This is a genomic window from Streptomyces venezuelae (genome assembly GCF_008642335.1).
Classification (GTDB): domain Bacteria; phylum Actinomycetota; class Actinomycetes; order Streptomycetales; family Streptomycetaceae; genus Streptomyces; species Streptomyces venezuelae_F.
Genome location: NZ_CP029191.1, coordinates 7,161,079 through 7,187,183, shown reverse-complemented (window position 1 = coordinate 7,187,183; position 26,105 = coordinate 7,161,079). Strand labels below are relative to the sequence as shown.

Sequence of the window (26,105 nt, the reverse complement as noted above, 5' to 3'; positions counted from 1 at the left end):
GTCACCCGGCCTTCGGAGTGGGGGTGGCGCGCGAGGTGTCGGGCCCGACACCCAGCTCGTTGTCGATGAAGTCGAAGATCTGGTCGGCGGATGCGACCTTGAGCCGGTCGGCGGCGCTGTCGTCGTCCGACGTGCCGTTCCTTGAGGTGTTGTTCGTGCCGCTCGGCGTGCCGTCCGCCGTGACGTTCGCGGCCTTCCAATGGGCGAGGAGCGCCTCCAGGCGGCTGGTGATCTCGCCCGACTCGCCGTGGGGCAACCGGGTCGCCAGGGTGGCGAGGCTGCTCTCCATGCGGGTGAGGTCGTCCAGCACCGCGTCCGGCGCAGGCGGTCCGGCCGATGCCGGGGCGGCTGCCTTGCCGCCGTTGGGGCGCTCGCCACCGGCGGTCAGACGCTCGCGCAGATGGGTGGCGACGGCGGCCGGTGTGGGGTGGCGGAAGACGAGGGCCGTGGGCAGGCGCAGCCCCGTGTCCGCCACGAGCCGGTTGCGCAGCTCGACGGCCGTCAGCGAGTCCAGGCCCAGCTGCTTGAACGTGGCGTCGCCGCGCAGCGCCTCCGGGTCGGTGCGGCCGAGGACCGCGGCGGCGTGGGTGCGTACCGCCTCGGTGAGCAGCCGGAGCTGTTCGGCGGCGGACAGGGAGGCCAGGCGTGCCGACCAGTCCGTGGGCGGCGTGCGGTCGGCGGCGGTACGCCGGGCCTGCGCGCGCGGCGCGGCGAGTCCGCGGAGCGGGGCGGGGAGGACGTCGGGGTCTGCGGAGGCCAGTGTGCGAGGGGCCAGGCGGGCCCCGACGAGGGGGGTGCCCGCATGTGCGCGGGCCGCGTCCAGGAGGGCGGGGAGCTTGTCGGGCTCGGGGGCCTTGACGCCGGGTACGTGGGGCGAGTCGGGGCTCTCGTCGGTGGGCGGCAGGGCGTAGGCGAGGGCGACGCTCGTCGTACCGGCGGTGTGCCGGCGCAGGGCGAGTGCCTCGCGGAACGCGTCGGCCGCGGCGTCCGCCGCGGACCGCGGGATGCCCAGATCCGCGCCGGCCGGGGACAGTACGGCGAAGAGGGCGAGGGGAAGGTGTGCCGTCGCGGCGTCCAGGGCCGCGGTGACGGCTGCCCTCGCTGCCCACCCGTCCGCGAACGAACCGCCCGTCGAGGCGCCGGTGACGTGGATGACTCCGGTGAGGGGGTGGTCCGCGCCGACGGCGGCGACGGCTTCTGTGAGCGCGGCAGGGTTTGTGGGGTCGAGGACGTCCGAGTGCACGACGGCACCCGCCGCCCGCAACTCGTCCGCGTCCAGGCCGAGTTCGTCCTCGGCGAGGATCAGCAGATGTCCGCACTGCTCGCCGCGCACCAAGTGTGCCGCGAGGGCGGCGACGGGCGCCCCGGCCGAGCCGACGAGGAGCACCGTGCCGTCCGGGTCAAGTGCCCGCGTGTTCATGGACGTTGGCGTCACGGACGTCATCGTCGGGGCGGTGGCGTGAAGCCGGGGGGCCAGTACTTGGCCGCCCCGGAGGGCGAGTTGAGGTTCGTTGCCGTCCACGGCCGCTGCCACGACGCGTTCCAGGACCGGCCCTTCCACCCCACCCTCGGCTTCCGCGTCGACGAGGAGGAAACGGCCCGGATGGTCGGCCTGCACCTGGTGGACGAGGCCGCGCACCGCGGCGGCCGACGGGTCGGGCAGCGCGCCGTCGTCCCCGCCGACCGCGCCGTGCGTGAGCAGCACCAGACGTGCGTCGGCGAAGCGGGCGTCGGCGAGCCAGCGGTCCAGGAGCGCGGCGGTACGCTCCACCGCGGCCGGAGCCTCACTCGCCCCTACGCCCACCACGTCGGAAAGCACGACGGACGGAAGCGGTGCCCCCGCGTCGACGGCCGCGCACAAAGCGTCCAGATCGCGGTACCCACCGTCGCCCAGACGGACCCACCCCGACGGAAGCTCCCCCGTCGAGACCCCACCGCCCGCCGACTGTGCTTTCCGACCCGCCACAGGCACCGCCACCGGCACCCACCGCAACGCATACAGATCGGACGCCGCACCCCGCCCGGCGCCCCGCAACACCCCGCGCCCCGCCGCGACCACGGCAAGCCCCTCGCAGGTCAGCACCTTCGCCCCCGTCGGATCGCTCACCGCGACCCGCCAGCTCCGGCCCGAACCTTCCGGGAGCGGTCCGTCCTCGCCCGACGGCGTGAGGCGGACACGTACGGACGTCGCACCCGTGGCCCACAGCGACACCCCGGTCAGGCTGAACGGCAGCCACACCTGCTCGGCCCCGGCCGGCGGCTCGACCAGGAGGGCGGGGTGCAGTGCGGCGTCGAGGAGCGCCGGATGCAGGCCGAACCCCGTTCCGTCCGGGGCCTCTTGAGGCAGTGCCGCCTCGGCGTACAGTTCCTCACCCCGCCGCCACAGGCCGCGCAGTCCCGTGAAGGCCGGTCCGTAACCCACACCACTCGCGGCGGCCCGCTCGTAGAAGTCGCTCAGGTCGACGGATTCGGCACCAGCAGGCGGCCACGCCCCACCCAAATCGTCCCCGTCACGCGCGTCCACGCCCGCGGACTCGGCGACGAGCTGCCCCGACGCATGACACGTCCACCCCCCACCGCCTCCGGCGAGAGCATCCTCGTCGTCAGGACGGGCGTAGACGCGCACGTCCCGGTGCCCGCCGTCCCCGTCGGCCGCCCCCACCACGATCTGCACCTGCACGCCCCCCGTGTCGGGCAGCACCAGAGGCGCCTGAAGCGTCAGGTCCTCGACACCCGCGCAACCGACCTCGTCGGCGGCGCGCAGCGCCCACTCCGCGAGCACGGAGGCGGGCACGACGGCGGTGCCGAAGAGGGTGTGCTGTGTGAGCCACGGGTGGCTGTGCCCGCTGATACGGCCGGTGAGCAGCCGTACGTCGCCCTCGGCGAGTTCCGCCGCCGCACCGAGCAGCGGGTGCCCGACCGCGGCGAGACCGAGGCCGGCCGCGTCCTGGCTGCCGCCGGACGCCTCCAGCCAGTAGCGGCGCCGCTGGAAGGCGTACGTGGGCAGCGCCGGGCTGCCGACCGCCCCGCTCCCGGGAAACCAGCCCTCCCACTTCACCGCGCAGCCCGCCACGAACGCCTGGGCCAGCGAGAGGGCGAGGCGGGACAGGCCGCCGTCCTCGCGCCGGAGCGTGGGAACGGTGACGGCGTCGACCCCGGCCTCCTCGAACGTCTCCTGGAGGCCGAGCGTCAGCACCGGATGGCTGCTGGATTCGATGAAGACCCGGTGCCCGTCGGCGAGGAGCGCCGAGACCGCGTCGGCGAACCGGACCGGGCGGCGCAGGTTCGTGACCCAGTAGTCCGTATCGAGCCCGGTCGTGTCGATACGGGTGCCGGTCACCGCCGAGTAGAACGCCACGGGGGCCTGGACGGGACGTATGCCAGCCAGAATGCGGGTCAGTTCGTCGGTGATGGTGTCGACCTGCGGGCTGTGCGAGGCGTAGTCCACGTCGATGACGCGGCCCCGGAGTCCACGCGCCTCGGCGTCCGCGACGACCGCGGCGACCTGCTCGGGCGGACCCGAAATGACGGTGGACGACGGGCCGTTGACGGCCGCGATGCCCACCCCCGGCCGCCCCTCGACGAGTTCGGCGGCCCGCTCCTGCCCCACGCCGAGCGAAGCCATCGCGCCCGCACCGGAGAGCTGCCGCAGCGCACGGCTGCGCAGCGCCACGATCTTGGCGCCGTCCTCCAGCGTGAGCGCCTCCGCCACGACCGCCGCGGCGATCTCACCCTGCGAATGCCCGACGACGGCCGCAGGGGTGATCCCCTGGTCGGCCCACACCGCGGCGAGGGAGACCATGACGGCCCACAGCACCGGCTGCACGACCTCGACCCGCGCCAGCTCACGCCCGTCCCCGCGCAACACCTCTCGCAACGACCAGCCAACGTACGCCGACAGCGCCTGCTCACACTCAGCAATCCGCCCGGCGAACACCGGAGACTCATCCAACAACTGAGCCCCCATCCCCACCCACTGCGACCCCTGCCCCGGAAACACCAACACCGGCCCAGGACCCACATCACCCGACGCCACCCCGGACACCACACCCGGCGACACCGCACCGGACGCCAACGCCTCAAGACCGTCCGTCAACGCATCCCGATCCCGGCCCACCACCACGGCCCGGTGCTCGAACACCGACCGTTTCGTGGCCAGCGCCCGGCCCACCTCCGTGACGGACGCGGTCCCACCAGGACCGCCCGACGCGACGAACTCGCCCAACCTGCGGGCCTGTTCACGCAGCGCCTCACCGCTGCGTCCGGAGACCACCCACGGCAGCACCACGCCGTCCGCCGCCCCGGCCCCGGCGTCGGCCGATTCAACGGCTGTTCGGGCCTCCTGAGGCCGCGCCTCTTCGAGCACGAGGTGTGCGTTCGTCCCGGAGATGCCGAACGACGACACCGCCGCCCGGCGCGGACGGTCGCCGCGGGGCCAGACGACGGGCTCGGTGAGCAGCCGTACCGCGCCCGACGACCAGTCGACGTGCCCGCTCGGCTCGTCGACGTGGAGGGTCGCGGGGAGCAGGTCGTGCCGGAGCGCGAGCACCATCTTGATGACACCGGCGACTCCGGCGGCGGCCTGCGTGTGGCCGATGTTCGACTTCACCGAGCCCAGCCACAACGGCCGCTCGGGCGAACGGCCTTGACCGTACGTGTTGAGCAGCGCCTGTGCCTCGATCGGGTCGCCCAGCGTGGTGCCGGTGCCGTGTGCCTCCACGGCGTCCACCTCGTCGGCCGCGAGGCGCGCGTCCGCGAGCGCGGCACGGATGACACGCTGCTGCGAGGGGCCGTTGGGCGCGGTCAGGCCGTTGCTCGCGCCGTCCTGGTTCACGGCTGAACCGCGGATCACCGCGAGGACCTCATGCCCCTTGCGCCGCGCCTCGGAGAGGCGTTCGAGGAGTACGAGGCCGACGCCCTCGGCCCAGCCCGTGCCGTCGGCGCTCTCCGCGAACGGCTTGCAGCGCCCGTCGGGGGCGAGGCCGCGCTGCCGCGAGAACTCGGTGAACATGCCCGGCGTGGCGAGGACGGTGGCGCCCCCGGCGAGCGCCAGGTCGCACTCGCCGCGCCGCAGCGCCTGCGCCGCCAGGTGGAGGGTGACCAGGGACGAGGAGCATGCCGTGTCGACCGTCAGCGCGGGCCCTTCCAGGCCGAAGCTGAACGAGAGGCGGCCCGATGCCACGCTGGGGGTGCTGCCGGTGAGCAGGTAGCCGTCGGTGGACCGGGACGGTTCGTGCAGCCGGGGGCCGTAGTCCTGGCCCGTCATGCCGACGAAGACGCCGGTGGGGCTGCCCTTGAGCGCCCGGGGGTCGAGGCCCGCCCGTTCGAAGGCCTCCCAGGCGCATTCGAGGAGCAGCCGCTGCTGCGGGTCGACAGCCAGCGCTTCCCGCGGGCTGATGTCGAAGAACTCGGCGTCGAAGTCGGCGGCTTCGTACAGGAAGCCGCCCTGCCGCGTCGAGCTGGTGCCGGACCGGTCAGCGTCGGGGTGGAAGAGCCGCTCCAGGTCCCAGCCGCGGTCGGTGGGGAACGCGCCGATCGCGTCGGCGCCGTCGGCGAGCAGCCGCCACAGGTCCTCCGGCGTACCGGCGCCGCCCGGGTAGCGGCAGCTCATGGCGACGATGGCGATGGGATCGTCGTCCGTGCCGGACGGGCCGGGGGCGGGGCGGCCCGCGGGTCGCGCGAGGTCCTCGCCGCCCGCTCCGGTCAGCCGCGCGCGCAGATACCCCGCGACGGCCAGCGGTGTCGGGTGGTCGAAGGTGAGGGTGGCGGGCAGCGGCAGCCCGGTGACCGTGCCGAGCCGTTCGCTCAGCTCGGCCGCCGCCATCGAGTCGAAGCCCGACTGTTTGAACGTACGGGCCGTTTCGACCGTCGCCGAGGTGCCGCCGAGCACGACGGCGATCTGCTTGGCGACCAGGCCGAGCAGGGTGCGTTCCTGGTCGGCGACGGAGAGCGCGGCGAGCCGTTCGGCGAGGTCGGTCCGCGCGCCGCCGACCGGGCGCGGCCCGCTCTCCTCGGGCGCGGAGGGCTCCCGCACCTCGCGGTACTCGGCCGGTTCCGCCTCGGGCCAGTACCGCTTCCGCTGGAAGGCGTACGTGGGCAGGCTCACGCGCTCCGTGTCGCCGAGCGAACCGTACGCGGCGGTGAAGTCGACATCGGCGCCCCGCACGTACGCCTGTGCCAGCGCCGCCATGAACGTGTGCGCCTCGTCGCGCCCGCGCCGGCACGCGGCCACCGCGGCGGGGCGCGGACGGCCTGAACCGCTGCCCGGACCGCCGTCCACGGAATCGGCCGCGGGGAAGCACTCCCGCGCCATCGCCGACAGCGGTGCGTCCGGGCCGAGTTCGACGAAGGTCGTCACCCCTCGCTCGCACAGCCCGCGCACCCCGTCGAGGAACCGCACGGGCTCGCGTGCGTGCCGTGCCCAGTACTCGGGGTCGGCCTGTTCGGTGCCGTCCGCCGACACGAGCTCGCCGGTGACGTTGGAGACGACGGGGATGACCGGCGCGTGGAACGTCAGTCCCGCGGCGACGGCGCGCAGCTCGTCGAGGACGGAGTCCATGTGCGGCGAGTGGAAGGCGTGGCTGACTTTGAGTCGGCGGGCCTTGCGGCCGTATGCCTGCCAGGCGAGCGTCAGCTCCTCGACCGTGTCGCGGTCGCCGGAGACCACGACGGATTCGGGGCCGTTGACGGCGGCCACGGCGGCCCGCTCCTCGTGCCCTGCGAGCAGTTCCGCCGCCTCGTCCGCGGTCGCCTGCCATGCGGCCATCGCGCCGGGTGCCCTCACCGCCTGCATGAGCCGTCCGCGGGCGGCGACCAGGGCGCTCGCGTCCGCCAGGGAGAGGACACCGGCCACGTGTGCGGCGGCGATCTCGCCGACGGAGTGGCCGAGTACGTAGTCGGGGGTGAGGCCGTGGGCGGCGGTGAGCCGGTACAGGCTCGTCTCGATCGCGAAGAGCGCGGGCTGGGTGTACTCGGTCCGGTCGAGCAGCCCCTGCCGTTCGGCGTCCTCGCCGAGGACGATCTCGCGCAGCGGCCGCTCCAGATGGACGTCCAGTGCCGCGAACGCCTCGTCGAGCGCGTCGGCGAACACCGGATGCGCCGCGTACAACTCACGTCCCATGCCCGGACGTTGTGCGCCCTGCCCGCTGAAGAGGAAGGCCGTCTTGCCGTCGGGGACCGCCTCGCCGCGGATCACGGCGGCGCTCTCGTCACCCGCCGCCAGCGCGTCCAGGGAGCCGAGCAGGTCGGCCGTGTCGCCGCCGAGCAGGACCGCGCGGTGGGCGAGGGGGGCGCGGGTGGTGGCGAGGGCGTGGCCGATGCGGGTGGCGTCGGGGGTGGCCGGGTGCGCGGCGAGGTGTGCGCGCAGGCGTGCGGCCTGGGCGGGCAGCGCGGAGGCGCTGTGGGCGCTCACGGGCCACGGGACGAGGGCCGGCCGCCGCGCCACGGAGGCAGGCTCCGCGGAACGGAGCCCCGCATCGGCAGACCCCTCCACCACAGGCGCCTCAGCCACCACAACGTGCCCGTTCGTGCCCCCCATCCCGAACGACGACACCCCGGCGATCAGCCGCCGCTCGGGGCGCGGCCACTCCCCGGCTTCCCGCTGAACGGTCAGACCGAGGTCCGCCAGCGGGATGGCCGGGTTGGGTGTGTCGAAGTTGAGGCTCGGTGCCAGCTTGCGGTGGTGGATGCTCAGCGCCGTCTTGATGAGCCCGACGATCCCGGACGCCGCCTCCAGGTGGCCGACGTTCGTCTTCGCGGAGCCGACGGTGAGCGGTTCGGTGCGCGCCCCGTCCTGACCGAGCGCGGCGCCGAGCGCGCCCGCCTCGATCGGGTCCCCGACGGGCGTACCCGTGCCGTGGAGTTCGACGTACTGGATCTGGTCGGGCGTCACTCGGGCCCGGCCGCAGGCCATGCGCACCACGTCGCGCTGCGCCTGCCCGCTGGGCAGCGTGAGTCCGTCCGTCGCTCCGTCGCTGTTGACGGCGCTTCCGCTGATGACGCAGTACACGGTGTCGCCGTCGCGCTGCGCGGCCCCGAGCGGTTTGAGCACCACGAGCCCGCCGCCCTCGCCGCGCACGAACCCGTCGGCGCGTGCGTCGAAGGTGTGGCAGCGGCCCGTGGCCGAGAGGCCGCCGAAGCGGGCCTCGGCGAGCGCGGTGGAGCGGGGCGAGCAGATGAGGTTGACGCCGCCCGCGAACGCGGTCTCGCACTCGCCGCGCCGGATGCTCTCGCAGGCCAGGTGCACGGCGACGAGCGAGGAGGACTGTGCGGTGTCGACGGTGAGGCTCGGGCCCGTCAGGTGGTACGCGTACGAGATGCGGTTGGCCAGAATGCTGCGGTGGACGCCGGTCATGGTGTGCCGGGTGACGGCGTTCCGCGTGGCGCGGTTCAGGACGTCGGCGTAGTCGTCCCAGAGGGCGCCGACGAAGACGCCGGTGCGGCTGCGGGCCAGGGCGGGCGCGGGGATGCCGGCGTCCTCCAGCGCTTCCCAGCTCAGTTCGAGGAGGAGCCGCTGCTGCGGGTCCATCGCCTCGGCCTCGCGCGGGCCGGCGTGGAAGAAGGGTGCGTCGAAGCCGTCGATCCGGTCCAGGTAGCCGCCCGGTCCGCGCAGGCCCGAATCGGTGCGCCGCCGCTCGGGCGGGGTGTCGCGCACGGCGCCGCGGCCCTCGCTGAGCAGCCGCCAGAACGCCGCCGGGTCGGGTGCTCCGGGCAGCCGGCAGGCCATCCCGACGACCGCGATCGGTTCGGGGCCCGCGCTCGCGCCGGACGGCGACGTGGCCATCACGTCAGCTGCGTTCGACCGCGGAACAACTGGCTGCCAGAAAACATCAACGGCGCTCCCGGTCCGAAATCGGAGATCGCTTCGCGTACCGGGCTCATCGTGAGCGGGTTCTCTAAAGGCGAACCAAACCCCGGCTAGCCGTCCGCCGCTTTAGACGGGCGCTATGGGTCGCGGCCAGCATCGGGGCCGGAAGGGCACCGGCACGAGAGGGAGAGCGATGGACAGGGGCACTGCGCAGGCGCCGCGGAACACGGGGGCCGGGGTGTGGCTGCGGCGGTACCACGACTCCGCCGCGGCACCGGTGAGGCTGATCTGCTTCCCGTTCGCGGGTGGCTCGGCGAGTTACTGGTTCGGCCTCTCCGGGCTGCTTTCGCCCGGCATCGACGTGCTGTCCGTGCAGTATCCGGGGCGGCAGGACCGGCACAAGGAGCCGTGTCTGGAGTCGGTGGCCGCGCTCGCCGACGGGGTCGTGGAGCAACTGCCGTCCGACGGAACGCCGTTCGCCCTGCTCGGGCACAGTCTGGGCGCGATCGTGGCGTTCGAGGTGGCGCGGCGCCTGCGGGACTCCGGCCCCGGCGGAACCGGCCCCGTGCACCTGTTCGCCTCCGGCGGGCTCGCCCGCCCCTACCGTCCCGCCGGGCGGTCCGGGGCCCTGGACGACGCGGACATCCTGGCGCATCTGCGGGCGATGGGCGGCACCGACGAGCGGTTCTTCCGGAGCCCGGAGCTGCAGGAGCTGATCCTGCCCTCGCTGCGGGCCGACTACCGGGCGGTCGCCACGTACGAGGCGCCGGGTCCTGAGCGTCTGGACTGCCCGATCACGGCGTTGATCGGTGACGCCGACGAGCGGACCTCGCCGGAGGAGGCCGGCACGTGGCGGGAGCGTACCAGTGCGGAGTTCGATCTCCGGGTGCTGCCGGGCGGTCACTTCTACCTCGACGCCTGTCAGGAGCAGGTTGCGTCGATCGTGGCCGCGGCGCTGACAGCGGCCGTCGGAGCGTAACGGCGGGAGGGAGAGCGTGCGCGGCCCGGAAAGACCCCTGGCGTGCTCCGTCGAGGGAAGCCGGAGCACGCCAGGTTGGACCGGACGCGGCAGCCGGGGGGCGGTGGCCGCGCGCGGTCGTCCTACTTCGTACGCAACCGCCCGCCGTGGGCTGTCGCGTACGACATCAGGGACGCAGGTCTTCCAGGCAGAAGAGCGCCTGGTCCAGAGTGGCCGCGAAGTCCATCTCCGGATCGTTCGCCCAGTCAAGGGAGACCTGCAGCATCACGCCGAACAGGGCCCCGGTGTAGGCGCGGACCGCGGGGTCCCCCGGATCGCGCCCGGCCCGCTTGGCGACCTGTTCGCCGAGGAGCTGCATGGTCTGGCTGATGTTGCCCAGGCTGGCCCCCCAGAGCTCCGGCTCGGAGAGGATGAGCACGAAGCGTTCGCGCTGCAGGGCCAGTTCCTGCTCGGAGATGTCGTTCAGCATCGAACGGATGGCCTGTCGTTCGGCCTGGATCGGTGTCAGGTCGGGCGACTGGGCCTGGAACATCATGGCGAAGGGCAGGTCGTAGTCGTGTGAGAAGACCAGGTCCTGCTTGGTCGCGAAGTAGCGGAAGACGGTGCTGGGGGCGACCTCGGCGGCTTCTGCGATCTGCTCGATGGTCGTGGCGGTGTAGCCCTGCTCCCTGAACAAGCGCACCGCCTCCCGCTGGATCGCGGCCTTGGTCCTGGCTTTCTTGCGTTCTCTCAGTCCAGGCACGGTTCTGCCCTGGTCAGACTGCGTCTGCTGCTTCATGCTCAGATTCTGCGGGCTTCGGGGTGCTCTGACCAACACTGCGGGGCAGCCACACCACCGCGAGGAGCACGCCGAGCAGTCCCAGGCCGCCGGAGACGACGAGGACCACGTCCAGGGCGTGGACGTACGCGGTCCGCACCGACTCGGCGAGCCCGTTGTTCTTGATCGCCCTGGCCACGGCGAGGCCGCCGAACACGGAGTCCTTGACGGCGCCGTGTGCCTGCTCGGGGACTCCGTCGAGGTCGAGCTTGCCGCGGTAGCCGGAGTTGAGGATGGAGCCGAGGATGGCCGCGCCGAAGCTGCCGCCGAGGGTACGGATGGACTGGTTGACGCCGGAGCCGACGCCGGCGGCGTCCTCGTTGAGCGCGCCGAGTGCCGCGTCCATGGCGGTGGGCAGGGCGATGCCGAGGCCGAGGCCGTACGCCGCCGTCCACGCGGCGGCGAGGCCGGTGCCGCTGTCGATGTCGGTCGTCGCGCCGTAGAAGAGGGCGGCGGCGAGGAGCGCGAAGCCGATGCCGACCGCGGTCTTCGGGCCGAGGGCCTTGGCGACCTTGTTGGCGACGGTCACACCGACGAGGAGGCCGCCGACCATCGGCAGGAGCCGGAAACCGCTGCCCATCGCGTCGGTGCCGAGGACCGCCTGGTAGTACTGCGGCATCGTGAACAGCACGCCGAACATCGTGAAGTTGATGACGGTGCCGAGCACGGTGCCCGAGGTGAACCGGGCCGAGCGGAACAGCGAGAGGTCGACCAGCGGATCGGCCACCCGCTTCTCCCAGAAAACGAAGACCACGATGGCGAGCATGCCGCCCAGGGTCGGCACGAGGGTGGTGACGTCGGTCCAGCCCTTCTCGCCGCCCTGGATCACGCCGTACGTCATCGCGGCGAGACCCACGCTGGAGAACACCAGGCCGCCCACGTCGAAGGGCTTGGCCTCCTTGGCCTTGGACTCGGGCAGCCAGGCCGACACCGCCAGGAAGGCGAGGATCACCACGGGCACGTTGATCAGGAAGACGGAGCCCCACCAGAAGTGGTTGAGGAGGTAGCCGCCCAGGATCGGGCCGAGCGGATAGGCCAGCATCGCGGCGCCCGCCACGGCGCCGATGGCCTTGGGGCGCTCCTCGTCGGAGAACATCACCGGCAGCAGCGACAGCGTCGTCGGCATGATCAGCGCGGCACCCAGGCCGAGCACCGCACGTGCGCCGATGAACGTGCCGGAGTCCTGGGCGTAGGCACAGCCCAGCGAGCTGATGCCGAAGATCACCAGCGCGGCCAGCAGCACCTTCTTACGCCCGAACCGGTCACCGAGCATGCCCGCGGGGATCATTCCCGCCGCGAACACGAGCGTGTACGAGGTCACGAACCACTGCAGCTCGACGTTGTTCGCACCCAGATCGTCGGCCATGGCGGGCAGCGCCAGGCTCAGGATCGTCACGTCGAAGCCCACGACCATCGACGCGAGCACGAGAGCCCCGACGGCCCACCACCGCCGCGCACCCAGATCTGCTGACACGAGAGTCGACCTCCTAAAGAGAGCTCAATATCTAGTCGGAGCGTACTCTCATTTTTTATCTCGTGGTACCAGGGGTTCCGTATGGAACGCGTCAAGAGAAGGCGTCCGGAGGCCTCTCTCCTAGGGGTGGGCCGGAGAGCGCCCTAGGGGCTGTTGAGGGGCAGGGGTGGGGTTGTGACAGCGCGTGCGGCGCCGTGACGCTGAGGTGGTGACGAACAACGCGACGACCAAGAAGCCCCCGACGGTGAACAAGACCGTCGCCCCCGAACCGAGCGACATCGGCCACTACTACGACCACAAGGTCTTCGACCTGATGACCCAGCTCGGAGACGGCAACCTGCACTACGGCTACTGGTTCGACAGCGGCCGACAGGAGGCCACATTCGACCAGGCCATGGTCCAGATGACCGACGAGATGATCCGCCGCCTCGACCCCGCGCCCGGCGACCGCATCCTGGACATCGGCTGCGGCAACGGCACCCCCGCGATGCAGCTGGCCCGCGCACGGGACGTCGAGGTCGTCGGCATCTCCGTGAGCGCCCGCCAGGTCGAGCGCGGCAACCGCAGGGCGCGGGAGGCCGGTCTCGCCGACCGGGTCCGGTTCGAGCAGGTGGATGCCATGAACCTGCCGTTCGACGACGCGTCGTTCGACCACTGCTGGGCCCTGGAGTCCATGCTCCACATGCCCGACAAGCAGCAGGTCCTCACCGAGGCCCGCCGCGTCGTGAAGCCCGGCGCCCGCATGCCGATCGCCGACATGGTGTACCTCAACCCCGACCCGAGCAAGCCGCGCACCGCCACGGTCAGCGACACCACGATCTACGCCGCGCTCACCGACATCGGGGACTACCCCGACATCTTCCGCGCCGCCGGCTGGACGGTCCTCGAACTGACCGACATCACCAGCGAGACCGCCAAGACGTACGACGGGTACGTCGAGTGGATCCGCGCCCACCGCGACGAGTACGTCGACATCATCGGCGTCGAGGGCTACGAACTCTTCCTGCACAACCAGGCCGCCCTCGGCAAGATGCCCGAACTCGGCTACATCTTCGCCACCGCACAGCGCCCCTGACCCGCCGAACAGACGACTCGACGACTCCTCAGGGGCCCGCCTGTGAAGAACCTCCGCATCCCCGTGTCGCGGACCGTCTCCCTCAACGTCCGGCACCTGCCCGCGGGCGGACCGGGCGCCGCGGGGCGTCCGTTCCTGCTGCTGCACGGCATGCTGTCGAACGCCCGCATGTGGGACGAGGTCGCCACCCGGCTCGCCGCCGCCGGGCACCCGGTCTACGCCGTCGACCACCGCGGCCACGGCGAGTCGGACGCGCCGGCGGACGGCTACGAGAACGCGGCCGTCGTCACGGACCTGGTCGAGGCGGTCACCGGCATCGGACTGTCCGGCGCGCTGGTGGCCGGGCACTCCTGGGGCGCGCACCTCGCGCTGCGCCTGGCGGCCGAACGCCCCGACCTGGTGGCCGGTCTGGCGCTGATCGACGGCGGCTGGTACGAGTTCGACGGGCCGGTGATGCGGGCCTTCTGGGAGCGCACCGCCGACGTGGTGCGGCGCGCGCAGCAGGGCACCACGAGCGCCGCCGATATGCGCGCCTACCTGAAGGCCACGCACCCCGAGTGGTCGTCGACCTCCATCGAGGCGCGCCTCGCGGACTACCGCGTCGGCCCGGATGGCCTCCTCATCCCCCGCATGACCTCGGAACAGGTCATGTCGATCGTCGAGAGCCTGCAGCGCGAGGCCCCCGCCGACTGGTACCCGAGGATCACCGTGCCGGTCCGGCTGCTCCCCCTCATCCCGGCGATCCCCCAACTCTCCGACCAGGTGCGTGCCTGGGTCGCCGCGGCCGAGGCCGCCCTGGACCGGGTGAGCGTGCGCTGGTATCCGGGCTCCGACCACGATCTGCACGCGGGAGCGCCCGACGAGATCGCCGCCGACCTCCTCCTCCTCGCCCGCGAGGTGACGGAGTCCGCCGAGGTGACGGCGTACGCGAGAGAGCCGCGTCCCCGCGGCAAGGCGGGAGTTAGACCCGCTTAAGCAGCCGCGGCAACCCTGACACCGACAGCGTGCGGCTCCCGCCTGCCCACACCGTCCCACCTGAGGCTTCACGCGCGAGAAGAGGAAGGCCGGCGATTCCCGTGGCGAACGAAGAGAAGCTCGTCGAATACCTCAAGTGGACGACCGCCGAGCTGCACCGGACCCAGCAGCAGCTCCGTGACCTCCGGGCCGCGCAGCGCGAGCCGATCGCCGTCGTCTCGGCGGCCTGCCGGCTCCCCGGCAAGACCCGCACCCCGGACGACCTGTGGGACCTGGTGTCGGAGGGGCGTGACGCCGTCACCGGTTTCCCCGACGACCGCACATGGGAGCTCCCCGAGGATCCCCCGTACGCGCAACTCGGCGGTTTCCTCGACGACGCGGCCGGTTTCGACGCGGGCTTCTTCGACATCGGCGCGGCCGAGGCCGTGGCGACCGAGCCCCTGCAGCGGCTCATGCTCCACCTCGCCTGGGAGACCGTCGAGCGCGGCCACATCGCCCCGCACACCCTGCGCTCCACCCTCACCGGCGTCTACGTGGGCGCCACCGGGCACGACTACGCGACACGTCTGGAGACCGCGCCCGACGAGCTGCTGCCCTACCTGGGCGGCGGCACCTCCGGCAGTCTCGTCTCCGGCCGCATCGCGTACGCCCTCGGCCTCGAAGGCCCCGCCATCAGCGTGGACACGGCCTGCTCGTCCTCCCTGGTCGCCCTGCACCTGGCCTGCCAGGCGCTGCGCCGCGGGGAGTGCCGGCTCGCCCTGGCGGGCGGCGGCACCGTGATGTCGACGCCGCACACCTTCCATGCCTTCGCGCATCAGAAGTCCCTGGCGCCGGACGGGCGTTGCAAGCCGTTCGCGGCCGCGGCGGACGGCATGGGACTGGGCGAGGGGGTCGGTCTGGTCCTCCTCGAACGGCTCGGCGACGCACGGCGCAACGGCCATCCCGTACTCGCCGTCATCCGCGGCTCCGCGGTGAACCAGGACGGCGCGGGCTACGGCCTCGCGGCCCCCAACGGCCCCTCCCAGCAGCACGTCATCCGTGCCGCGCTCGCCGACGCCGGGCTCACCCCCGACCAGGTCGACGCCGTCGAGGCACACGGGACGGGGACGCCCATCGGCGACGCCATCGAGGTGCAGGCGCTCCTCGCGACCTACGGCGCGGGCCGCTCCCCCGAGCGGCCCCTGTGGCTCGGCTCCGTCAAGTCCAACACCGGGCACACGCAGGGCGCCGCCGGTACCGCGGCGCTCATCAAGATGGTCCAGGCGTTCCGGCACGACACGCTGCCGCCGACGCTCCACGTCGACCGGCCCACCCCGCTCGCCGCCTGGAAGAAGGGTGCGGTCCGGCTCCTCACCGAGGCCGTGGACTGGCCGCGCCGCGACGAGCCTCGCCGGGTCGGCATCTCCGCCTTCGCCACGTCCGGCACGAACGCCCACCTCATCCTCGAAGAGCCCCCGGCCCCGGACGCTCCCGCCGCACCGGCCACCGAGGCAGCGGTCCCCGCACTCCCGGTGGCCTGGCCCCTGTCCGCACGTACCCCCGAAGCCCTCCAGGAGCAGGCGAAGGCGCTCGTCACCCACCTGGCGGCCGCCGACCCCTCGCCCTCGCCCGCCGAGGTCGCCCACTCCCTCGCCGCCACCCGAAGCCCCCTGGAGCACCGAGCCGTCCTCACCGGCACGGACACCACCGGTCTCCTCACCGCGGCCCGCGCGCTGGCTACCGGTGACGACCACCCCGACCTGACCCGTACCCCCGCAGACGGCACCCCCAAGAAGATCGCCTGGCACTTCGACGGCACACCCGCCGCAGGCACCGAGACAGCGGCCGCCGACCTCGCCGCGGCCTTCCCCCTCTTCGCGGAGATTTACGAGGAGATCCGGACCCTCCTCGACGCCCACCTCCCCGCGCCCCTCCCGGCCACGGCTTCCGAGCCCCCGCACTTCGCGCTGCACACGGCACTCGCCCACATGCTGCTGGAAGCCGGGGTGCACGCCCATACGGTGTCCGGAACCGGGACCGGCCACATCGCCGCCGCCTACGCCGCGGGCGTCCTTTCCCTCGACGACGCGTGCCGCCTGGCCGCGGCCCACTTCACGGCCACGGGGGAAGGCGCGTCGCCCACGCCCGAGGCGTACGAAGCGGTGCTGAAGGACCTGACGTTCCGGCCCGCGACGCTCGCACTCACCGGCACCGCCCCGGCCGACACCCCCGTGTCCTCCCCCGGCTACTGGCACCACCACCTCGCCTCCGCCCACCACGACCCCGGTCACGCCCCCGAGACCCACACCCTCCTCGACCTGAGCGCCTTCTCTCCCTCAACACCGGCCGCGCGCACGGTTCTTACGGCGCTCGCGCGGCTGTACACCTCGGGCGCCGCGGTCGACTGGACGCCGCTCACCCGGCGCACGCCGCGCCCCCGGACCGTCGACCTCCCGACGTACCCCTTCCAGGCCACGCGTTACTGGCTGCACGACCACACCACGCACACCGCGGTGTGACACACGGTGTGACACGTCAACACCCCACTCACACAGGAGCATTCATGACCAGCACCGACAATACGCCCGGCCAGGACGCCACCGAGCTGGAGAGGCAGCTCGCCGCGGCCACCCCCGAGGAGCGCGAGAAGCTCCTCACCGACACCATCCGCACGCAGGCCGGCAACCTGCTCAACACCACGCTGAGCGACGACAGCAACTTCCTGGAGAACGGCCTCAACTCCCTCACCGCCCTCGAACTCACCAAGACCCTGATGACGCTGACCGGCATGGAGATCGCGATGGTCGCCATCGTCGAGAACCCGACCCCGGCCCAGCTCGCCCACCACCTCGGCCAGGAACTCGCCCACACGACCGCGTAGCCCCCCTGGATGCCGCCTCAACCGCGGGCCAGACCGCTCTCCCAGGCCCACACGGCGATCTCGACGCGGTTGCGGGCGGCGAGTTTCGTCTGCACGTGAGCCAGGTGCGCCTTGACGGTCGACTGGGAGACGAACAGCTCGCCGGCGATCTCGGCGTTCGTCATCCCATTGGCCAGCAGCCGCACGACGTCCCGCTCGCGGTCGGTGAGTTCCTCCGTCGGCTGCCGGCTCACGGCAGGACCGGCGGACGTCCAGTCCTTGAGCATCCGTACGGTGATGGCCGGCGAGATCAGCGAGTCGCCCGCCGCCGCCGCACGCACGGCCTCCACGAGCAGTTCGGGGCTCGCGTCCTTGAGCAGGAATCCGCTGGCGCCATGGTGCAGCGCCTTACGGACGTACTCGTCGTCGTCGAAGGTCGTGACGATCAGCACCCGGGGCCTGCACTCCTCGGGGGTCGCCGCCTCCGCGCACAACCGGCGCGTGACCTCCAGGCCGTCGATCCCGGGCATACGGATGTCGGCGAGCAGCACGTCCGGCCGGAGGCGGCGTGCCGTCTCCAGCGCCGCGTCGCCGTCCGCCACATCGGCGAGGACCTCGATGCCCGGGCTCTTCTCCAGGATCATCCGGAAGCCCATGCGGACCATGTCCTGGTCGTCGGCGATGACCACGCTGATCGCCATGCGCGAACCACCCTTTCGACTCCTGCAACGCTAGGGCGACCGGCGTCGCGGTGACGCGCGGTGCCGTCCGTTCGGGTGACGGCCGACGCGGCAGAAGGAGCGGGCCCGCGGCACCTTTCCTAGGCTCGTCACGTGCTCCTGAAGCGTCTCTCGGACTGGGGGGCGGATCACCCGTCCTGGTCCACGGCGCAGAAGTGCGCGGTGGCGGCCTTCCTGCTGTCCCTGACCGTGGTCGACGACGTCCTGCTGGAACGGCTGCCGCCGCTGCAGAACGCGTTCGCCGTCGGTTCCGCTGTGGTGGCCAGTCTGTGTGCGGTTCCGCTGGAGAGCGTCTCGCGCACCCTCAGGGCGAGCGTGGCGGTGGTCGCCTCGTGGACGACCACGCTCTTCCTCCTCGCGAGCGACGACGCGGCCGCCGGGGCCTGGGGCGTGGGCGAGCTCGTCGCGCTCCTGTTGTTGCTGGTGGGCACGGTGTGGCGGGGCTCCGACCAGGCCGCGGCGATCCTGGGGCCTCCCCTGGCGGTGGCCTGCATCGCGATTCCGGCCCGCGACTCGGACCCGCACGAATGGACGCTGGCGATCACGCTCATCACGGTGATCGTCGCGGCTTTCTCGCTGCTGCTGCGCACGCAGTCGGAGCAGCGCGTACGGGACCTCGATGCCCTGCGCGCCGCCGAGCGGCGCGAACTCGCCCGCGAGTTGCACGATGTGGTCGCGCATCACGTCACCGGCATCGTCGTACAGACCAAGGCCGCGCGCTTCGCCGCGCAGGACCCGGAAGACGGTGCGCCGAACGCGCAGAGCCCGCAAGAGACGGCCGCCCTGCTGGAACGCATCGAGCGGGAGGCGACGGAAGCTCTCGGGGCGATGCGACGCCTCGTGGCCGTGATGCGGCGTGCCGATCCGGGCAGGCCCGTGACGACGGCACCCGTGGCGAGCCTGGCGGACACACGGAAGCTGGTCGCCGACTTCACCGGTGACGGCTGCCCGGACATCTCCCTGTACATCGAGCCCGGCGTCGAGGACCGTCTGCCGCCCGACGTGACGGCGGGTGTGCACCGCATCGTCCGCGAGGCGCTCACCAACGTACGCAAGCACGCTGCCGACGCCCGGCACGTGCGCATCACCCTCACGACGGTCGACTCCGACCTGGAGCTGAAGATCGTCGACGACGGGCGCAACGCGGCGGCGCTGCCGGAGCGGGCCAAGGGCGGCGGCTTCGGCATCGAGGGGATGCGGGAGCGGGCGGCGGCGATGGGCGGCAGCCTGCGGACGGGGCCGCTGCCGGGAGGCGGCTGGCAGAACGTCGCTGTCCTGCCGCTGCGTCCTGCGACGCGTTCCGCGCTGTGACGAGTCGGCGACAACAGTGGTGTGCCGCCCCCGCGGGGTAGCACACCACTGTCCTCATGCCGTCGCTGTCTCAACCGTTCACACTCCGGCGGGGGCGGCGTCCTCCGGCAGCGGCTGGGGCTGCGGGTCGACGTCGTCCTGGCGCTTGTCGTCCTGCTGCCGGTCCTCCGGCGCGGCACCCGGCTTCGGCTTGGGGCTGGTCAGCCACGAAGTGACCTTGCCGTTCGGGGTCATCTTGGCGTGTACGGCGCCGAGGCCGCCCGTCTCGCCGTAGGTGATCTCACCGCGCCCGTTGATCGTGCCGACGCGGCTGCCCTTGGACGTGATGTCGGCCTTGTACCCCTTGCCGACCGAGCCGTCGACGAGGCGCTGGGTCTTGACGAGCTTCCGCTTGGCGACGACGGACGCGCTGACGCTCTGGTCCGCACCGGCGGGCTGGTCGGCGGCGAAGGCCGCGGCGGGGGCGCCCAGGGCGACGACGGCACCAAGGGTGACGGCGGTGGTACGGATCGTGCGGCGAGACGTGAAGTGGCGCATTGAATTGCTCATTTCTCTACGGCGAGGAAAAGTCTTTTTTCCTTTCCTCCGACACCCATAACGCTACGAGTCGGACACCGTCGAGCGCGTCGCCAAAAAGGCCAGTCTCCATTGACCAAAAGGACAATATGGCTTCGGCCGGGCGCATGGAGCGCCCGGCCGAAGAAAGTGCGACTGCCCGCCTACTTGCAGAGCGGCACTGGGGCGTGGTTCTTGACGTAGGCGGCGGTGACCCAGCCGTTGGGCTTGTTGACCTTGTACCAGACGCGGTTGTTGTTGACCGGCTGACCGTTGGTCTTCTTGCAGGTCAGGTCGATGACCTGACGGTAGCGGTAGGTCCCGACGACCTTCGACTTGGAGGTCGGGTACTGCCGTACGTTGACTCCGAGCCGCGAGGTGACGGTGCCCTTGACCGGCTTGGCGGCCGGTGCCGCGACCGAGGTGCCGGAGTCCCGCACGTGCTGGGTGTCCGCCTGCGCGATACCGGTGAAGGCGACGGAGGCGAGGGCGACCGCCAGGCAGCCGCTCACTGCATTTCGAAACATCATGCCGTTTATTCTCCTTGGCGAAGCGCCGAGTTTCCTCCGAGAAAACCCGGTCTGCACTGCGGAGAAAAACGTAGGTGCTGGGCGGGAATCAGGATGTGACCCGACGCCCGACACGCGCCCGGTCACCGGATTGCAGGAGCTCGTTCGGCGCGGCGGCACGGGCGCGTGGCGCCGCCTCAGGAGAGCAGGTGCACCTTCTCGCCCTGTTCCTTCGTGCTGACGCACTCCTGGTAGGGGTTGACCTTGCCCTGCTTCTCGTCGCACTTCCAGGCCGCGCCGTTCACGGTCACGGTGACCGGCGGCTTCGTCTTCGCGTCCAGGGCCTTGCCGTACGCGTCGGTGACCTTGTGCGCCGTGGGGCAGGCGCCCTTGCCGTGCGTGGTGACGGCGCGGACGCTCAGCCCGTGCCAGCCAGTGCCGCAGTCGACGTTCTTCGTGGCGGCGCTCTTGCCACCGCCCTCCTCCCCGGACAGCTGGACACTCGCGCCGACGGGCCCGACCCAGTTGCCCGGGTGGGTGGCGCTCTCCTGCTTGGTGACCGGTCCCCACTTCCAGGGCAGGTCGACGGTGTCCTTGTTGCCGGGAGGAGTCACGACGGCGGTCTCGGGCGTGAAGCCCTGCTTCGGCTCGTCCTTCTCACTGAGGAAGACGAGAGTGAACGTCGTGCTCTTGCCCGGGTCGAGGGAGACCAGCTTCTCCTTGGACTTGCTGCTCTCGCGCAGCGTCTCGCTGTCCTGCCCCTTCTGGGTCAGGGTGACGCCGGGCTGCCCCTTGAGGGTGCAGGTCTCGGAGCCGGAGTTCTTCAGCTCCACCACGGCCATCTCCTGCTCACCCGTGGGCGAGTCGGACTTGGCCGTGCCCTTGTCGGTCCACGACGCCTTCAGCTGGTCCGTCCGGCAGGTGGGAGTGGCCGCGGAAGCGTTTCCGGCTGCCGCCAGAAGCGCCATCGGCGCGGCGACGGCCGCGGCGGCGGCCAGGGCGGTGGTACGGGTGATACGACGCGTACGTCCGTAACTGCTCATGGGAGTACCTCCGTGCCCGCCCAGGGAGAACCCTGCCGGACGGAGAGTTGGTTCGTTCCGCTGCGATCGGTCGATCAGAAGCAGCGGTTGCCTGAACACCACCACTCATTCTCCCAGCACCCCGCCCGCGCGCCACATCGGCGGACTGCGGTACGGGGTAAGGGTGTGGCGGCGGTTCCGACCGGCGCGGTCACGTCAGGACCGGCAGCGACGCGAGGCCGCGGACGAGGCGGGTGCGGCGCCAGGTCAGGCGGTCGGGCGGGACGGCTGGCCGGAGCGCGGGGAAGCGGGTGAGCACCGCTCGCAGGGCGATCTCCGCCTCGGCCTTGGCGAGGGGGGCGCCGACGCAGCGGTGGATCCCGTGGCCGAAGCCGAGGTGCGCGGAAGCGTCTCGGTTCAGGTCGAGCGAGTCCGGTGCGGGGAAGCGGGCCGGGTCACGGTTCGCCGCTCCGAGCGCGACCAGCACCGGCACGCCGGCCGGGATGTCGGTGCCGCCGAACGTGACCGCCTCAGTGGTGAACCTGAACGTCGCCGTGCTCACCGGAGAGTCATGGCGGAGCAGCTCGTCCAGCGCGCCGGGAATGCCGTCGGGGTCGTCGCGGAGGCGGGCGAGCTCGGCCGGGTGCTGGAGCAGTGCCAGGACGGCGTTGCCCAGGAAGTTCGTGGTCGTCTCGTGTCCGGCGACGAGCAGCAGCACCGCGAGGGAGACCAGTTCCTCCTCGCTCAGGCGGTCGTCCCCGTCGCGGGCCGCGATGAGCCGGTCGAGGAGCGAGTCGCCGGGTGTCCGGCGCTTGGCGGCGATCAGGTCCGTCATGTAGTCGGCCATCGCGTGGGACGCCGCGTCGATGACGTCCGGCGCTCCGGCCGCGAACAGCTCCGCCGACCAGCGCCGGACGTCGGGCCGGTCGGCCTGCGGGACGCCGAGCAGCTCGCAGATCACCATGACGGGCAGCGGCACGGCGAGGCCCGCCACGACGTCGCACTCCCCGCCGTCCGGCCACTGGTCCAGCAGCTCGTCCGTGGTGCGTGCGATGAACGGACGCAGCTTGCCGACGGCCCCGGTCGTGAACGTCGCGGTCACCAGCTTGCGCAGCCGCGTGTGCCGGGGCGGGTCGCTGGCGAGCATCGTGTGGGCCACCGCAGGGTGCAGGCGGCGGCTCGACCCCTTGCCCGCGAAGAAGGCGGCCGTGTCCTTCGACAGGCGCGGGTCGACCAGCGCTTCGCGGGCCTCGGCATAGCCGGTGATCAGGTAACTGGTGCGCCCACCGGATCCGTTGGGCACGGGCCGCACCGGGCAGGCGGACCGCATGGCCGCGTAGGCCGGGTACGGATTCCGCAGGAAGGCCGGGTCCTGCGTCGAGTCGGTCATGCCGTGCCGCCATTGCCCTGAAGAAGCTGCCCGTTGATCATCCGCCCGCCTTCTGCTCCTCCGTCATCCAGCCGGTGTCCTTCGGCCCGGGATTGAGTGTCGTCTTGACCGCGTAGTGCAGGTCGAAGCTCTCCAGCGTGGTGTCCAGCAGACCGGAGTCGACGGACTCGCAGAGCACCGGCGCGGTGACGTTCCCCGGCTCACGCTCGACACCGTCGAGGAGCCGCCCCGGCACGGCCGGATCGCTCGGCGTCCCGCCGGCTCCCCACGGCGTCTCACCAGTCATGGTCCTCATCCTGGCGGGCGCAGCTGCACATGGCATGCGATTTTCCCCCGGGCACCGACCACGCTCCGGACATGATCGAGGGCCGCTCCAGATTCCTCTGAAACGGCCCCTGACCTGCGACTCTCACGAGTCGGGACGACAGGATTTGAACCTGCGACCCCTTGACCCCCAGTCAAGTGCGCTACCAAGCTGCGCCACGTCCCGTTGCCCGTGTGACCTGGGGTTTCCCCCGGCCGAACGCGCACCGAAACAATACCGCACTCCGACCGGTGATCGCTCACACCTTTCGCGGGTCGGCTGCGGGCACGGGCGTGAACGAGCCGCCTCTCCCCCGGCACCTCGGGCTCGCCGGGGCGACGGGTCCGGGGCTCCTGTGACCCGGATCACCGGCCGGTGTCCGACCCGGCCTTCTCCGCAGCCGCCCGCCCACGGCGCGAGCGGGGCGAGGGCGTCGGACCCGACAGCGTCGGGGCGTCCGCGCGGACCAGGCCGCTGATCGCCGGGATCGCGAGGAGGGCGATACAGACCGCCACCGTCATCACCCCGCCGGTCAGCAGCACCGTCTCCGCGCCGAAGGCCGTCGCCGCGGGGCCCGCGAGGGCCTGGCCCACGGGCAGCAGGGCGAGGGAGCCGGCGACGTCGTAGGCGTGGATGCGGTTGAGGACGTCCGGCGGGACCTGCGTCTGGACGCTCGTCGCCCACATCACGCCCCAGAAGGAGACCCCCGCGCCCGCGATCGCCGCGCCCGCCGACATCAGCGGCACGCTCAGCTGGGCGCCGACGGCCGCGGGGAACGCGGCGTAGGCGACCAGCGCCGTCGCCCCGGCGCGGAGCATGCGGTGCGGGCGCAGCCGCAGGGCGAGGAGGCCGCCTAGGACGGTGCCCGCGCCCAGGGCGGAGTTCACCAGGCCGTACGCGCCGGAGCCGTGCTCCTGGACCACGAGCGTCGCCACCAGCGGCACGGTCGGCCCCGTGGTCGTGATCATCAGCACGCCGAAGACGGCTATGACGCCCCACAGCCAGGTACGGGACCTGAACTCGCGCCAGCCCTGTACCAGGTCGGCGCGGAAGCCGTCGCTGTGCGGCTGGGATCCGGGGCGGGCCGGGGGCAGTCGCAGGAGGAGGAGACAGAGGGCGCTGACGCCGTACGTCGCCGCGTGCGCGGCGAAGACCGCGCCCGGCGAGGCCAGGCCGACCAGGACACCCGCGGTGGCCGGTCCCGCGAGGGACGCGGTCGACTCGGCCACGCGTATCGCCCCGTTCGCCTTCTGCACGTCGGCGGCGAGGCGCGGGACCGTACTGGCGACGCCCGGCTGGAAGAGGGCGGCGGCCGCGCCGTTGACCGCACCGACCGCGCAGATCTGCCAGAGGACGACGTGACCGGTGAAGAAGAACACCGCCGCGAGCGACTGGGTGCCGAGCCGGACGACGTCCGCGCCGATCATCAGCAGGCGTGTGCTGAAGCGGTCGGCGAAGACCCCGCCGAAGATCACGAGGCCTGCGAAGCACACGGTCGTGGCCGCCATCGCGAGGCCGACCGCGCCGGCGCCGTGTCCGTGCTTCAGGAGCCCGGCGGCCAGGGCGACCGGCAGCATCGTGTCGCCGAGCTTCGCCACGGCGCGGGCCGCGAAGAACAGCCCGAAGTCGCGGGACCAGATGCCCCGGTCGGCGTCGAGGCCGCCCGGCTCTCCCCCGCCGCCTGTCCCTTGCGCCCGCACCCGCGCTCCCGAGCCCTTCGGCACGTCCCCCACCCCTCCCTACGGCAACGGTGGGATCATGCCACCACGCCCAACTCGGGGTGCAGCTCCAGGAGTCGGGGCGGCGCGGCCTGGCGCCAGGAGTCGGCCAGGATGTCCGTGAGCTCGTCGGCGTCCAGAGCAGCGAGGCGCACCCGCACCCAGGCCGAACCCGCCTCGTGGGCGGCGACCCAGAACTTGTCCGGCTCGGCCAGGACCAGTTCGTCGCGCTCGACCTTCGGGCAGCGCACGGCGAAGGACGTCTCGTCGTCGGGAACCGTCACGAACATCTTCCCGGCGACCCGGAACGTGGGCATGCTCCACGCGATCTTCTCCACCGTCTCCGGCAGGGCGAGCGCGATGCGGCGCACGTCATCTGAGGTGACGCGGGCACGGGCGCGGGATCTGGACTTCGACATGCGATGAACCGTAGCTAACGCCACTGACAATCACCCTTCGGCGCCCCCTCCGCGCCTCCTCCGGGTCAGAGCACCCGCTTGTCCAGCCACGCCGTCAAGTCCTCCTGGACCTCGGCGCGGTTGGTCTCGTTCAGGATCTCGTGGCGGGCGCCGGGGTAGCCCTTCCAGGTGAGGTCCTCCGCGCCCGCGTAGCGGAAGTCCTCCAGGAGTTCGTGGACGAGGGTCATGCGCTGGTTGCAGGGGTCCTGCTCGCCGACGGCGACGTGGATGGGCAGGTCGGCGGGGACGCGCGCGATGTTGCGCGGGTCGTTGATCTTCCGTACGGCGCGCACCCAGTCCAGGGAGAGGCCCGCCGAGAAGGCGAATCCGCAGCGTTCGTCGGCGGCGTACGCGTCGACCTCGGCCTCGTCCCGCGAGAGCCACTCGAACCCGGTGCGGTGCTCGTACGGGTCGTTGAACGAGGCGAAGAGCTCGGAGACGTACGAGGAGCGGGCGGCCCGGCCGTGTTCCGCCACCTCGCGTTCCAGGCGGGCGATGGACCCCTCGATCTCGGCGCCGGGCAGCGAGCGGAACGTACCGGAGAGGATCACTCCGGCGAGTCCGTCGGCGTACTCCTGGGCGTAGTCCCGCGCGAGCATCGAGCCGAGGCTGTGGCCCAGGAGGAAGAACGGGGCGCCGGGGTGCAGCGTGCGCACCTGGTCGCCGATGGCCTTCAGGTCGTCGACGATCGCCCGCCAGCTGTCGGCGTCGTCGGGGCCCGCCGTCTCGGATGTCACGCCGTAGCCGCCGGTGGCCTGGGCGGTGGCGCCGTGGCCGCGGTGGTCGGAGGCGACCACTCCGTAGCCGTGCTCGGTCAGGTGGCGGGCGAAGCGGTCGTAGCGCAGGGCGTGTTCCGCGGCTCCGTGCGCGATCTGCACGTACGCGCGGGGCCTGCCGTCGGCGGGCAGCCAGGTGTACGTGGCCACGGGCACGCCGTCCGCGGCGTTGAGCAGTCCCGCGGTGTAGGCGGGGGTCGGGGCGGTGGCGCTGGCGGTGGTGTCGTCGGCTCGGTCGGTCATCGCGCGGGCTCCCTGGTGCGTGTGCGTACGGTCCATGGTCGACGGAGTGCGTCTCCCGGCCAGCCTCCCCCGCGCGCGGGACGTCATGCAGGACTCGTTCGGCCGGAACCCACG

The 26,105-nt window shown here is 72.3% G+C and carries 18 protein-coding genes and 1 tRNA gene; 6 read left to right on the top strand and 13 right to left on the bottom strand.

All coding sequences use genetic code 11. The features are described 5' to 3' along the window. Position 1 precedes the first annotated feature (1 nt). Positions 2–8,782, bottom strand: coding sequence for a type I polyketide synthase (locus DEJ49_RS32105; RefSeq protein WP_150187351.1), 8,781 nt, complete (start codon positions 8,780–8,782; stop codon positions 2–4). A gap of 217 nt (positions 8,783–8,999) precedes the next feature. Here DEJ49_RS32105 and DEJ49_RS32100 point away from each other — a divergent pair, with 217 nt between their 5' ends. Beyond that, a complete protein-coding gene (locus DEJ49_RS32100; RefSeq protein WP_150187350.1) occupies positions 9,000–9,785 on the top strand; it encodes a thioesterase II family protein in 786 nt (261 codons plus the stop codon). A 166-nt stretch (positions 9,786–9,951) separates the two neighbouring features. On the opposite strand, the gene DEJ49_RS32095 is transcribed toward DEJ49_RS32100, so the two are convergent. Both DEJ49_RS32095 and DEJ49_RS32090 read right to left on the bottom strand, forming a co-directional pair. Next, positions 9,952–10,527 (bottom strand): TetR/AcrR family transcriptional regulator, encoded by a 576-nt coding sequence (locus tag DEJ49_RS32095; RefSeq protein WP_223833065.1) that lies wholly within the window; start codon positions 10,525–10,527, stop codon positions 9,952–9,954. A 13-nt stretch (positions 10,528–10,540) separates the two neighbouring features. Next, the gene (locus tag DEJ49_RS32090; RefSeq protein WP_223833064.1) at positions 10,541–12,076 is read right to left on the bottom strand and encodes a DHA2 family efflux MFS transporter permease subunit; all 1,536 of its coding nucleotides are present in this window, start codon (positions 12,074–12,076) and stop codon (positions 10,541–10,543) included. A 208-nt stretch (positions 12,077–12,284) separates the two neighbouring features. On the opposite strand from DEJ49_RS32090, the gene DEJ49_RS32085 reads away from it, so the two are divergent. The 4 genes from DEJ49_RS32085 to DEJ49_RS32070 all read left to right on the top strand — a co-directional run bounded on the left by DEJ49_RS32085 (position 12,285) and on the right by DEJ49_RS32070 (position 16,986). Further along, the gene (locus DEJ49_RS32085; RefSeq protein WP_150187348.1) at positions 12,285–13,151 is read left to right on the top strand and encodes an SAM-dependent methyltransferase; all 867 of its coding nucleotides are present in this window, start codon (positions 12,285–12,287) and stop codon (positions 13,149–13,151) included. Positions 13,152–13,193: 42 nt separating this feature from the next. Beyond that, positions 13,194–14,126 carry an alpha/beta fold hydrolase gene (locus DEJ49_RS32080; protein WP_223833063.1) on the top strand — a complete coding sequence of 311 codons (933 nt, stop codon included), beginning with the start codon at positions 13,194–13,196 and terminating at the stop codon, positions 14,124–14,126. Between the two features lie 101 nt (positions 14,127–14,227). Continuing rightward, positions 14,228–16,624: a type I polyketide synthase gene (locus DEJ49_RS32075; protein WP_150187347.1), complete on the top strand. Its 2,397-nt coding sequence runs from the start codon at positions 14,228–14,230 to the stop codon at positions 16,622–16,624. A gap of 44 nt (positions 16,625–16,668) precedes the next feature. Further along, complete coding sequence (locus DEJ49_RS32070) at positions 16,669–16,986, top strand: acyl carrier protein (protein ID WP_150187346.1); 318 nt, start codon at positions 16,669–16,671, stop codon at positions 16,984–16,986. A gap of 17 nt (positions 16,987–17,003) precedes the next feature. Here DEJ49_RS32070 and DEJ49_RS32065 read toward each other — a convergent pair whose 3' ends face one another. After that, entirely contained in the window at positions 17,004–17,666 is a 663-nt protein-coding gene (locus DEJ49_RS32065) for a response regulator (RefSeq protein ID WP_150187345.1), read from the bottom strand. A gap of 132 nt (positions 17,667–17,798) precedes the next feature. Between DEJ49_RS32065 and DEJ49_RS32060 the strand changes: the two genes are divergently transcribed. Next, positions 17,799–19,016: a sensor histidine kinase gene (locus DEJ49_RS32060; RefSeq protein ID WP_223833062.1), complete on the top strand. Its 1,218-nt coding sequence runs from the start codon at positions 17,799–17,801 to the stop codon at positions 19,014–19,016. 78 nt (positions 19,017–19,094) lie between these two features. On the opposite strand, the gene DEJ49_RS32055 is transcribed toward DEJ49_RS32060, so the two are convergent. The 9 genes from DEJ49_RS32055 to DEJ49_RS32015 form a co-directional block, all read right to left on the bottom strand. After that, positions 19,095–19,565, bottom strand: coding sequence for a hypothetical protein (locus tag DEJ49_RS32055; protein WP_150187344.1), 471 nt, complete (start codon positions 19,563–19,565; stop codon positions 19,095–19,097). Positions 19,566–19,735: 170 nt separating this feature from the next. Further along, complete coding sequence (locus DEJ49_RS32050) at positions 19,736–20,101, bottom strand: SH3 domain-containing protein (protein ID WP_150187343.1); 366 nt, start codon at positions 20,099–20,101, stop codon at positions 19,736–19,738. 176 nt (positions 20,102–20,277) lie between these two features. Further along, the gene (locus tag DEJ49_RS32045) at positions 20,278–21,123 is read right to left on the bottom strand and encodes a DUF4232 domain-containing protein (RefSeq protein WP_150187342.1); all 846 of its coding nucleotides are present in this window, start codon (positions 21,121–21,123) and stop codon (positions 20,278–20,280) included. A 190-nt stretch (positions 21,124–21,313) separates the two neighbouring features. Then, on the bottom strand, positions 21,314–22,492 hold the full coding sequence (locus tag DEJ49_RS32040) for a cytochrome P450 family protein (RefSeq protein ID WP_150187341.1): 1,179 nt from the start codon (positions 22,490–22,492) through the stop codon (positions 21,314–21,316). 37 nt (positions 22,493–22,529) lie between these two features. Continuing rightward, positions 22,530–22,778, bottom strand: a complete 249-nt coding sequence (locus DEJ49_RS36910) for a hypothetical protein (RefSeq protein ID WP_150187340.1) — start codon at positions 22,776–22,778, stop codon at positions 22,530–22,532. A gap of 130 nt (positions 22,779–22,908) precedes the next feature. Next, a tRNA-Pro gene (locus DEJ49_RS32030) sits at positions 22,909–22,982 on the bottom strand. A 179-nt stretch (positions 22,983–23,161) separates the two neighbouring features. After that, positions 23,162–24,496, bottom strand: coding sequence for an MFS transporter (locus tag DEJ49_RS32025; protein ID WP_317850487.1), 1,335 nt, complete (start codon positions 24,494–24,496; stop codon positions 23,162–23,164). Between the two features lie 56 nt (positions 24,497–24,552). Beyond that, the gene (locus tag DEJ49_RS32020) at positions 24,553–24,933 is read right to left on the bottom strand and encodes an MmcQ/YjbR family DNA-binding protein (protein ID WP_150187339.1); all 381 of its coding nucleotides are present in this window, start codon (positions 24,931–24,933) and stop codon (positions 24,553–24,555) included. A 65-nt stretch (positions 24,934–24,998) separates the two neighbouring features. Further along, positions 24,999–25,991, bottom strand: a complete 993-nt coding sequence (locus DEJ49_RS32015) for an alpha/beta fold hydrolase (protein ID WP_150187338.1) — start codon at positions 25,989–25,991, stop codon at positions 24,999–25,001. Positions 25,992–26,105 lie beyond the last annotated feature (114 nt).